Genomic DNA, 12,032 nt, shown 5'->3' with positions numbered 1-12,032 from the left:
TTTACACTTTGCCTATTTTAGTGATTTTATGTAGAATAGGCAATCTGTGGAATTTTTGATCACATTCTTAACGGAGTGCTTATGCCTGTCCCGCATGTGGATTTTTCTGCCTTTGCTGTAAAAATTCAAGAAAAAATCTCATTTCTGGTTGATCCTGCATCGTTTGAGATCCCCGAAGATCCAGTTTTAGTTCATTACCAAAACTCTGATCTTCGCATCATGTCAGAAGAGACCCTCAGGCAATTGCATCAAGAATTTGATGAATGCCACAAAATTATTGATGAATTCGATAGGGATCCAAGCGGCGTGCGCATCGCTTTGAAAAGGCCCGAGAACTGGTCTGAAATGGAAGAAGTTTATGCGCAATTGATAACTAGCTTACTTGAGAAATATAATTTTACCACCGAAGGCTTACTGATTTACTGTTCCACTCTTTGGGCCGTGATCGAAAGAACTTTGGAAGATAGGAGTTTTTTAAAAAATAAAAATTTACCACCGCACTTAATTAATTTCATTTCAAAAAACAAAGAAATTATTATCGATTTGTTAAATAACATATACGGTTTTCAAAGAGACCACTTACCACAACTGGTTCACTTTTTTCAAAAATTGTTTTATACCCAGCTGCTTCTGGTGAACAACAGTGAAAAAAAACTAATCCAAAATGGAATAAAGCTTGAGTCAAAGGAAGTTTTTTGCCCCTACACAAGGGAAAAAATAGACTTAAGCGCCACGTTGGCTTCTCAGATAAGATCTGGACACTTCCTGGCGATTTTTATTGGCTTCAGTCAATTCGCAGCTGTGAAAGAAAGTGAAATTGATGATTTTCTCAAGCAAAAGGATGAGTTTTATTTGCAAGAAGCCCAAAAGACTTTCGTCAAATTTTTGTTTTCCCCCAACCATTTTTCTTTTTCCCAATCCGAGAAGAACTTTTTAAATGATCTTGGGATTGCTGAAATCAGACAAAAATGGCTTCATACACACAGTCGCTCCTATGAAGCCTTGTGGGCTTCCGCTGATCTCAAAACCAATGTATTAAAGATTCTGAGGGACTATAATAAGGAAAACCTATTTGGTTCCAAACTAGGTCTCTTTTTTACCGGCCACTGGAATCGCCACCACCAGAAACTGGTGCATAGAGCAATTGCAAGTATTGAGTCCGGGGAAAACATTCAAGTCGCGCTCAATAACTTACTGAATGACGCGAAGAATCATCCCAATTTTAATGTAAAAGGTGCTTTAGTTTCTCGGCTTGAGTACATCAGTTTGAAATCAGGAGTCCTCATCGAATCCCTGTTAAATACTGGTTTTGCTGAGCCTGAAGAAAAAAGCTATGAACGTCTTCCTTCATTTCCCTGGATAAACATTATTCGTCCTTGATGTTGTTTGATGACTGAATTTAGCGTAAAATGTTCATTATTTTTACATATGCTATCTATTATACAAGCCTGAGGTTGCAGTGGAGCTTTTTAAAAAACTTGATTTAAGCGCGTTTCGCCAAAAAATTCAGGACAGGATAACGTTTTTTACCGATCCTGTTTGCCTTGAAATTCCTGATGATCCTGTGCTGCTCAGTTACATTGTTCCTGACACGCCCCGCCTCATGTCTAAGGAGTCCATCAAAAGGATGCAGCAAGAGAATGAAAGTTCTCGGGCTCTTATCCAACGCCATGAAAGAGACGCCAGTTGTATAGCGATAGCTTTAGAAACCTATGAGCCCAGTAATGATGCAGAAGAACTCCTTAAAGTTATTTTTCTAAGCCTTACCAATAAAACAGCTGCAGCGATTCAAATCTTTTCAATGACCTTGGGAGTTCTTACCCATTTAGCCCTAACCAATCCCGGGCAATTCCAGCGCATTTTCGAAATGGGTGATACTTTTCTTGAACACATTGAAATTATTTTACTGTTAAACGATGTTTATTCAGAAAATAGGAAAAATAATCAGCCCATCCTTCTCCCACAACATTTTTTTGAACTGCAGGTCCTCAGGCAGCAGGCTATAATTGAGGAGAATAAAAAAAAGTTAAAAAATGGCGAGGAAACATTATCCTCCAATGAGATTATTTGTCCTGTTACCCGAAACAATATCGCCTATGCAGAAACACTTGCCAGCGAAGGGAAAGCAAAGCATTTTCAGGCTATTTTTATTTACTTAAGTCAATTAGCGCAGGTAAATGATGATTCTCTTAATGAATTTCTCGAGAGCAAGAGTGATGATTACGTTCAATTCGCCCACTCAACCTTTATGAGATATCTGAGGTCCCCAGGAGAATTTCATTTCAGTCCACAAGAAGCATCGTTTCTGGATGAACTTGGGCTGGCTGAAGCCCGAGCGCATTTTCTCCCCATCTTCAAAAGAGAACAACAATTGCAGCGAGCCTATGCTCATCTCTGGAGTGAGAGCCAATCAAGCCGAGAAAATGCCCTTAAGGTGCTTATTGATTACAACAAGGAGGATTGGCGTATTCCTTCCTTAGGTTTATTTTTCACAGGTCACTGGAATCGACATCACCATGGTTTAGTAAGAGAAGCCATATTGAATTTGAACGTTGGAGCTAATTTAAGCGACACATTAAAAAACCTCTACGAACGCGCCAAAACAAATGAGCACTTCAATCCCAAAGGCTCTCTGGTTTCAAGGCTGGAATACATCCTTTACAAAAGCAACCTGCATATGGAGCCAGAACCCTCGACAACTCCACATCAAATCACAATTTGAGGCCCTTTTTATTGTTCTCTACTGCATGGAAGCATGAAGAACATTTTGGCTTATACGTGGCATGGCTCTTGCCTCTTCAAAGATGAATTGCTTTTCTCCTGATTCAAATGATTTGCAGTGCAGTTAAAGTAAATACTCATATGAACGATATGATAAGGCGAATGGTCAGGTTTTATCTTCCATGAGTCGACTTACAGCAAAAACTTGGCCTAGATATATACTTTAAACCAGGACTATTAGTATAAGGTTTCGATCATGGACATCAAAAAATACATATTATCAATTTCACTGAGTACCCTATTACTAACGCCCCTACATGCAACAACAGAAGAAGGAGAAGCGGCCTATAACCAGCAACACTATGAAAAGGCCTTTCTTTTACTCTCAGACGAAGCAGCTAAAGGCGATGCCAAAGCTCAGTATTTGCTGGGCAAGATGTATTACTATGGGCAAGGTGTTAGCTACAATGCTGATAAAACCGAACAATTACTGTTGGCTTCCGCCAATCAGGGTAATGTTGATGCAATGGTATTATTAGCCGGATTTTACTGGTACCAAGAAACCCCTGACGGCTACAGCAAGGCCCTCTCCTGGTATCAAAAGGCTGCAGCTCAAAATAATCCGGATGCAGAATACGCCTTGGGCTACATGTATGATCACGGTACTGGTGTGGCCCAAAACTATGATACGGCCTTAAATTGGTACAAAAAGGCCGCCACCCATGGAAATTCTGAGGCTGCCCTGTCCATAGGTTTTATGTATGACACTGGCACAGGTGTACCAAAAGATTTAAATGAAGCTTTAAAATGGTATAGACAAGCCGCCGATCAAGGCAATCCGGGTGCAATGTATAATCTTGGCCTCTTGTATAAATTTGGCGAGGGTTTGCCTAAAGACGAAGCGAAAGCGTTTGAGTATTTCCAAAAAGCTGCGGATAAAGGACATGCAAAATCCCAATTGGAAGTGGGTTATTTCTATGATTCTGGCAAGGCAGGTACAACGGATCTGCAAAAAGCCGCATATTGGTACCAAAAATCAGCGGATCAAGGCAACGCCAATGCTCAGTTTAATATTGGCGATATGTATCTCTACGGAGATGGCGTAACAAAAAATCTTGAACAAGCCGTTAGTTGGATTCGCAAGTCAGCTGAGCAGGGCTATGCCAGAGCTCAAAATAAAATGGGAGTGTTTTATCGCGACGGCATTGGTGTAACAGCCAACCCAGTAGAGGCTTATGCCTGGTTTACTGCTGCCGCAGCCAATGGCTTTAGCGATTCTGGTAAATACCGTGACGAACTGGAAAAAACATTAACACCTGAGCAACTTCAACAAGCCAAAGATCTTGGTAAAAAATATTCAGATGAATATAAAAGTGAGCAACAGTAATGCTAAAGGATGACTGCTCATGCAGTCATCGATATCCAGGGTTTAGAAATATTTTTTATTCCCAAATTATAGTTTGGGGTTGTTTAATCGCACCTTTGATGAAATCTCGATAATAGGATTCAATAAGACGTCGTTTAACTTTCATCGTCGGCGTCAACAAACCGTTTTCGGTGGTCCACTTGTCCTTTGTTACAATCACGTGACTAATTTTTTCGTAATTTTCCAATTCACTGTTCACTCGTCGTAAATTTTCTTGCAGTCCCTGCTTAATATTTTCCTTATTTTGCTGCCTACCTGCTTCACTTAAACTTACAATCAGAACATTGTTTGGCAACTCCCGGCCGACGATGCACAATTGATCAATCAGGGAATTACTGGCAAAGCGCTCTTCAATCGGCGCGGGAACAATAAATTCCCCTTTTTGATTTTTAAAATTTTCAGAAATACGGCCAACTATTCTTACATTGTTGTGCTCGTCCAATTCAGCAATATCACCTGTGTGTAACCAACCGTCTTCAGTTAAAGCCGCCGCTGTGGCTTGCTTGTCTTTATAGTATCCTTGCATTAAGCAAGGCGATTTGATTAGCAATTCATTTTCGTAACCCAGTTTTATTTCTACACCCAGCCTTGGGCTACCCACATATCCAGGCCGCCGATGCTTCAGCAAGGAAAATGTGGCATACGCCAAATCTTCAGTCTGTCCATAACCCTCTTGAATTTTAATTCCCAGTCTATCGAAAAAATAGTAAATAGGCTCTGGCAAATGGGATGCACCCGAGAAACAATTTTTGCAGTGAGCCAAGCCCAACTGCTTTCTAATTTTTCGTTTTATCAGGGTTGATACAATAGGTATCCCAAGAAGCAAGTTCAGTCGATGAGGCGGCAATTTTTGTTCTATCCTTTGTTGAAATACCCCCCAAATCCGAGGAACCGCAGTAAAAAAGGTAGGTTGCACCTGCTTTAAATTGTCGGCAAATTTTTCAAGGCTTTCTACAAAGGAAACGTCACAAGGAAGCATCAAGCTTCCCAATTGAATTGCCGAACGCTCGTATACATGAGCCAAAGGCAGATAGGAAAGCAGATGATAATGGTTTAAATTCCTCATCCGTCTTATGTCTTTTGGAAACAGTGACAAATAATTGGCAATAATACCATGGGTATAAACGGCGCCTTTGGGTTGTCCTGATGTGCCCGAAGAATAAATAATTGTATACAAATCCTCTGGGCTAGAGTCGACGACATCCTCAACAGGTCTCTTATCCAGTATGTCGCCCCAAGAATAAGTGGTATCCAAATTCTTATGGTAATTAAAGTTTACCGTGACCAAATGGCTAGGGATATAACCTCTGACTCGTCGATGCTCATCCAGTTTTCCTACAAAAACCAATTTAATTTCAGCGTGTTCCAGCACAAACTTGATGCTCTCTTCATGCTGGTTGGGAAATAAAGGCACATTAACCATGCCTGCCAGACTTATGCCAAAGTCAGCAATGAACCACTCTGCACAATTTTTAGAAAAGATCGCGACGTGATCACCTTTCTTTAATCCAACATCCAAAAGCAAGCGTGCAACTTGCCTGGCTTGGTGAACCACCTTTTGCCAGGTGAACTCATGCCATTGCCCCTGGCGTGGTTGCCTCAGATAAACGTTTGGCCCTTTTTGCCTTTCATTGTCTAACAGGATGTGGTTTAGAGTCTTAGCATTCATAGGAAATTTTGGCAGTTTAGTCACTGATATTATTATTTAATTGTAGCCAAAATACATCCATGAGAGACCCTTAGGCACAGTTTTTGAATAGTAGACTGTAGAAATTTGGAGAAAGGATCATAAACATGAAAATGAAAAAAGCGTTTATAAAAATTTTTCCGTTGGCTTTATATGCAGTTATCTCTATTTACCACAGTGCAATCATCCTCTGTTAGATGGGCTGCAGACCGCACGTTTGTGGTCTGCTGCTTATTAGGCAAGTTCTTAACAGTTAAATTAGTGGTCAATCGCTTTCGCGTAAAATAATAATTTTCCTAGCTTCAATATCTCTCATTTTTTTACCCACCTATTCAAAGTTTGCTCCTCCTATGCAGCGGATAAATAGCCATTGTTAGAACAGAACTAATGCGAGTAAAATGTGAGCATTAATCAAACCAAATTGTGCACATAATGAAATTAACAATTGAGGATGTTGAATATGAAATCGAGGATGTTTTCCATCTTATCGCCATAATAAACACTTCTGCCAGCTACTCACATCAATCCATTATTTTGCAATTGCTTGAATCTTCTGATTTCAGCAAAATTATTACAAAGCACAGCCATCTAAGGAGCTTGTTTGGCTCGCTAGAGGACCATGAAATTTTTAAAGTAATAAAATATATTTTGTCAGAGCCACAGGAATTTCAGAGACTAATTTCCACGGTTTATGAATTAAATGAACTTGTCACAGTCCTTAAACCAGATCATGCACAATCTGTCATTGAACATATTTTAGATACCCCAACTGAAATCAATCGTTTGATTAAAGATGAAGAGGGATTTCAAACATTTATAAATTTTCTGGATGCTAATGGATCAAACATAATCGACAGGATTTTTTCAGCAATACCGGGTTTGGATCAAGATGAATTTAACAGATACATGGGGTATTACAAAAATTTACTAATTTTTTCAAAAAAATACCCTCATTTGCAGGGTCGCCTGCTCAATAAAACAACCCTTTCCAATGCAAACTTTTCGCAATTACTTGAGTTCATTAAATCAATTAGAATTTATGAACCAATAGATGAATCGACGAGGCAAAGAATGCTTACTTCGCTTCGAAATAGAATAATGCAATTCATTTTAAATGAACGGCAAGCTATTCATTTTACTCTATTTATTGAAATCGCAAGCAATTTTTTATCCGATGAGGATAGAACATCTCTCTTTAAAATGATGGAAAATAATAGGCAATTTTTAAAAGCAAGGATTAAAACCTTAGATGAATTAATAGGTTATTTAAAGTGTTTACCAGCCCAACTCTCCTATCGCTTATTCCATCTTATTTTAAATGATAGTGAACTATTTAGACACTTCATCAGGAATAATGACACTCTTTATTCTCTCTATCCGCAGACAGAATTTTCTAAGCCTGAAAATGCACTATTAGCGACTAGAGAACAGTTATCAAACCTAAAATCGTTTAGCATTTTTAGTGGAAAACCGATGGGTTCTCATCTATGGCAAAGTACTTTACAATACGAGAAAGTTTCCCCTGACTTAAAAAGCAAATTGCATCTACAAAGCGTCACAAGGGGGAAACCGAAGGCCTTAGCCGAAATCATTGGCGATGTGGTGGCCGAGGAAGAGACTCATTTTTTAAATACTCTTCAAAACCGACACAAACATGTGTTGACTGAGATTGTAGAAAAGGCCATCCCAGATCACTTTCGGCTGGAAAGGATTTTTAATTGTTTCCTCTTAAAATCCCGCCCTTTTCCATTAAAAGAATTATTTAGCCTGATACCAAATGATTTGGCATGCAAACTGGTCCAGTGCATAGTTCAGAATGAAAAACTGCATGCAACTGTAGATCTCCTAAGCCTTATTCCTCTACCCAGTTGCCATGCTTTGAAAGTAGCCATTGATGAAAGTGAAAGTGATTTTAACTTTGCTCGCCTGAAAGATGAAATTACATTTGGAATAAAAAGAAGCAGGTTTAGATATGCAACATTGAACTTACTGTTCCGTATTTTATTAGAAAAAAACAAAAGAATTCCAGCTCTCTCTCCAATTAAGCCTCCTATAACGGATTTAGTTGATTTTGTTAAACTTAAACTTCGACTTCTAAAATTGTATGTTGCCACCCTCTTCTATGCCCAATCCTATGAGAAATTAAAAGTTCAAGCAATCAGACTTAACGAAACAGTGGCCTGGATAGAAGGATATAGGCGAGGATTGTTAAATGGTGAAGGGATGGATTTTGAAGAGATAGTTCAAGATTTTTGTGAAAACAATACTATGTTTATCGAAGACAGACAACTTGAAGAACAATCTGCGTTCAAAGAGGTGTTGCGGTTGCTTGAAACTGAACCAGATTTGACTTGCTCCCTATTAAGATGCCCACAGTTTAGAACCCTATTTACTGGCAAGGAGTTATTAGGATTTGCTTTAATTGATGAAACAATAGCGAATTGCCTTCTCGATACATTAATCGCTCAATTTAAATCCAGAGAACTTTTTTTGCAGGATATTAAGGAACTTCTTGCAGTGTATCCTCATTTCACTATTCACTTTATTGATACAATAATCTTGAAATATGAGTGTAAAGAAATTAATTTTAAAAATATTGAAACTTTAATTACTGTTCACCCTGATTTGACATATACATTTCTCCAGCGCTTGAATTTAGGCTGTTTTCAACTTCTTTCAATAGCAGACTGCCACCCAAAGGCAGCCAAAGCCATTTTACAAACAGCTCATCAATTTAAATTATTAACCGATCTTTTGGGACTGAATGATTGCCTGGTTCTCTTGGCTAAAAAACATCGTGAAACTGCGAAATATATCTTCAGTGACTCGACATTAAGTGAACAATTAACCGAAGGTAATGTGCTGGAAATAGCCGCTTTTGCTCCCCAAGTAATTGAGTATCTTCTAGCGAATAAGGTTATTATGGGTCGAGTCAGTGAAAAAGCCAAAGCTGTTCTAAATGAATTGTTTGAGCAAAGCGGATTAAACCCAGAAATGGATTTCCAGTCCTTAAGGTTAGGATGAATCCATGATTACTTCAGTGTAGCTGCGTTTGCACTACTGCTTTATCCAAATTCACTTGCTTAAGCTTAGTGTTCTTTAAGCTTAACTCTTGAACCTCTCTTTGCAAGCATTAAATTTAAAATAAAACTGGCAAGTCAATAAAATCCGGTCTATAGCTCTACATAGTAGGAGGTTTTGCATGTGTGGTCGATTCGCATTGGAAACCGATTTGGAGGCCATTTACGAGCAATTCGGCATAAAAGATACAATAACTTTGCCCGCAAGTTACAATATAGCCCCAACGGAACAAGCTTTATGTTTAAAAAAAGCCGAAGGCGGGTTGATTGCCCTCACTATGAAATGGGGTATTACCCCCTGGTATTCTCGAGGTAAAGCAAAACCTAAACTTTTAATTAATGCTCGCGCCGAAAGCATTGCAAGTAAACCTACTTTCCGTCAAAGCCTAAAATATCGCCGCTGTTTACTCATTATGAGCGGTTTTTTTGAATGGCAAGATCAATCGAAGAATTTAAAAATCAAACAACCTTATTATTTTAAACGGGAAGACAACAAGCTCATGGCTGTTGCTGCCGTCTATGATAATGAACGGATGACCGATGGCAAAGTTATACCAAGTTGCTGTTTGCTAACGACTGAAGCCAATGAAACAGTAGGAAAACTGCATGACAGAATGCCTTGGCTTTTAACTGAAAATCAGCAAAAGCAATGGCTTTTGGAGCAGGTTTTTGATGAGCATTCCTTGAAAAAAATGATTAAGGAAAGAGGGAATATTCCGTTGAGCCTTTATCCTGTTACCCCAAATGTAAATAGTGCTTTATACAAGGAATCAGATTGCATTAGCTCCATTGATGGAACCACTCCATAATTTTTTCAATTTTTATCAGTTGTCAGGTTTTTTATACTGTAATGTTGCTCAAGCTTCTCAATGGGGGTTTCTTTTTCCCTGATAATCTCAGAGGCATCTTTATCCTTTCGCAAGCCTTTGAAGCTTGGATGCCTTAAACGACCTTCTTTTGTCCATTCCGTGAACTCAACCTCCACCACCAATTGAGGTAGGACCCAGGTGGCGGTTTTTATCCCTGGAGGGCGAGAATTAAAGGGATTATGCGAACTGATGCAGTTTTTAAGCTCATGATGAAGCTCAGCCAAAGAGTTTTGAGTAAAACCAGTCCCTACATTTCCACAGTAAATCAGTTCCTTGTTTTTATTAAAATAGCCAAGGTACAGAGAACCGAAATAAGCACGCCCTCCTTTGGGTGGTGTAAACCCACCTACAACCAATTCCTGACGATGACTGCATTTGATCTTAAGCCAGGTTTTGGCCCGGCCACCCATATAAGGACTGTTTATTTTTTTAGAGATAATACCTTCAAGCGATAAAGCGCAGGCCCGCTGGAAAACAGCTTCCCCTTTATCAAGAATGTGCTCACTATACTGCAGGGTAATTGCAGCTTCGGGGAGTAAGGATTTCAAAATCTCCTTGCGTTTAATCAAAGGTAAAGAACGCAAATCGTATTCGTCGTAATAAAGTAGATCAAAAACATAGTAAATGAGTGACAAATCGAAATTGGTCTGTAGGCGGTTCTGCAAAAGTTGAAAGTTAGAGCGGTTGCTATCATCCAGAAAAACGAGTTCCCCATCGAAAATGGCCTGTTTCACAGTTAATTGCGAAATAGCCTCTCGAATACTTGGAAATTCATCAGTCCAATCTTTATTATTACGCGATAGTAATTGTGCATGTTTGCCGCATTTAATAGCAAGAATGCGATAGCCATCGAATTTTATTTCATGCAGCCAATCATCACCGCATGGAGGATGATCAACTAAGGTCGCCAGTTGAGCTGAAATGGTTTCAGGCATCCCAGAGGGTTTAAGGTGGGAATGATGTGCCTTTTTATCTTTGGATTTCGCCACTTTATTCTCCCGATTAAGTTAATCATGCGCATAACATTATTGATTATGGATTAAGAAAAGAATTCTTTTTTCATTTCATTGCTTTAATAATAAATTCTTTTAAAATGATGCGCTGAAATTGTATTCAAGGATTGGAATGAAGCATTTGTTGGGAGTTTCAATTGCTGCAGGATTATTGACTGTGAGTAGTCTGCCTGAAGCCCATGCAACCACTCTCTATGGTTGGCCTAAATCAGGACATATCAGTGGACACGCTCCTTTTTATATCCAACTGGCAGCCTTTAAAAATTACAAGGCTGCCATTCAGTACAGCCAAAAAATTCAGAAACAGTATTCATACCCTGTTAGCCTGCAAAAAAAGGGAAATTATTACAAGGTAATCCTAGGGCCAATATCCGATTTAAAAAAGCTGAAACATCATAACAGAGCAATCAAACCAATCGAGTCATCCATTAACTCCCACACAAGAAATCAAACCAAGTCATTTCCAGCCCCTTTACCGTTACATCCTTCTTCATCCATAAAAGAAAATCCCTCGTTGAGTGCCGTTTTACCGACCACAGGCTGGATTTTTACTGCGGGTATTGGAATTTCGCAACCAGACATCAATAAATCCATTTACGTGAACAATGGCTCAGAAATGCCGCCGTACAACCTAGACACATTAAGTGTTAATAAAAAAGACATGACTACCGCTTTAGGTGCAGTTAGTTATGGTTGGTTTAGCGATCAGCTCTGGCTCCCTGCCTATTCATTAGGAATCCGCTACCAGCATCTGTTCTTAGAAAATATGGGAGGCACTGTCACCCAATACTCCATACCGGAGTTTCGAAATTACCGCTACAATTGGGAGCTCAGTAGTGACGTTTGGTCCCTATTTGGCAAAATCAATTTGGTTCAGCAGTACCATTTATCACCCTATATCGATGGCGGCATTGGAGTAGCGGCCAATAAGGCAGGAGCCTATCGAGAAACTCCTATAGCGGATGTAACTCCGCGGGTCAGCCCAGGGTTTGAAAAGCATAGCCATACAGATTTGGCCTACCATGTCGGTGCTGGCATTGATGTGGCTTTCAGCAATGCCATTTCCCTGTCCTTAGGCTATGAATTTCAAGATTTAGGTTCAATTTCCTCTGCTTCCGGCAATTTTTCATGGGCGGGGGAGCGATTAAATCTTGATAAATTTCAAACCAATAGCGTTTTTCTTAGTGTAAGTTATGTATTCGGCAACACGGCAGCTGTAGAACTGACAAAATAATT

8 protein-coding genes are annotated in these 12,032 nt (G+C 39.3%); 6 read left to right on the top strand and 2 right to left on the bottom strand.

The annotated features are described in order from the left end of the window. The first annotated feature begins 81 nt into the window (after nt 1-81). The 3 genes from EL203_RS05015 to EL203_RS05005 all read left to right on the top strand — a co-directional run bounded on the left by EL203_RS05015 (nt 82) and on the right by EL203_RS05005 (nt 4,108). A complete protein-coding gene (locus EL203_RS05015; protein WP_058470218.1) occupies nt 82-1,380 on the top strand; it encodes a DUF5617 domain-containing protein in 1,299 nt (432 codons plus the stop codon). A gap of 79 nt (nt 1,381-1,459) precedes the next feature. Next, nucleotides 1,460-2,722 carry a DUF5617 domain-containing protein gene (locus EL203_RS05010; protein ID WP_058470219.1) on the top strand — a complete coding sequence of 421 codons (1,263 nt, stop codon included), beginning with the start codon at nt 1,460-1,462 and terminating at the stop codon, nt 2,720-2,722. 255 nt (nt 2,723-2,977) lie between these two features. Then, nucleotides 2,978-4,108 carry an SEL1-like repeat protein gene (locus EL203_RS05005; protein WP_058470220.1) on the top strand — a complete coding sequence of 377 codons (1,131 nt, stop codon included), beginning with the start codon at nt 2,978-2,980 and terminating at the stop codon, nt 4,106-4,108. Nucleotides 4,109-4,163: 55 nt separating this feature from the next. On the opposite strand, the gene EL203_RS05000 is transcribed toward EL203_RS05005, so the two are convergent. Beyond that, a complete protein-coding gene (locus tag EL203_RS05000; protein WP_058472152.1) occupies nt 4,164-5,816 on the bottom strand; it encodes an AMP-binding protein in 1,653 nt (550 codons plus the stop codon). A 450-nt stretch (nt 5,817-6,266) separates the two neighbouring features. On the opposite strand from EL203_RS05000, the gene EL203_RS04995 reads away from it, so the two are divergent. Both EL203_RS04995 and EL203_RS04990 read left to right on the top strand, forming a co-directional pair. Continuing rightward, a complete protein-coding gene (locus EL203_RS04995; protein ID WP_058470221.1) occupies nt 6,267-8,858 on the top strand; it encodes a hypothetical protein in 2,592 nt (863 codons plus the stop codon). A 178-nt stretch (nt 8,859-9,036) separates the two neighbouring features. Continuing rightward, nucleotides 9,037-9,723 (top strand): SOS response-associated peptidase, encoded by a 687-nt coding sequence (locus EL203_RS04990; protein WP_058470222.1) that lies wholly within the window; start codon nt 9,037-9,039, stop codon nt 9,721-9,723. A gap of 5 nt (nt 9,724-9,728) precedes the next feature. On the opposite strand, the gene ligD is transcribed toward EL203_RS04990, so the two are convergent. After that, complete coding sequence (gene ligD, locus EL203_RS04985) at nt 9,729-10,772, bottom strand: non-homologous end-joining DNA ligase (RefSeq protein WP_058470223.1); 1,044 nt, start codon at nt 10,770-10,772, stop codon at nt 9,729-9,731. A gap of 136 nt (nt 10,773-10,908) precedes the next feature. On the opposite strand from ligD, the gene EL203_RS04980 reads away from it, so the two are divergent. After that, entirely contained in the window at nt 10,909-12,030 is a 1,122-nt protein-coding gene (locus EL203_RS04980; RefSeq protein WP_058470224.1) for an SPOR domain-containing protein, read from the top strand. The last annotated feature ends 2 nt before the right edge of the window (nt 12,031-12,032 follow it).

Origin of the sequence: Legionella jordanis (assembly GCF_900637635.1) — a bacterium.
Lineage (GTDB): Bacteria > Pseudomonadota > Gammaproteobacteria > Legionellales > Legionellaceae > Tatlockia > Tatlockia jordanis.
Note: the sequence above shows the minus strand (reverse complement) of the source record. Positions and strands in the feature narration are given on the sequence as shown.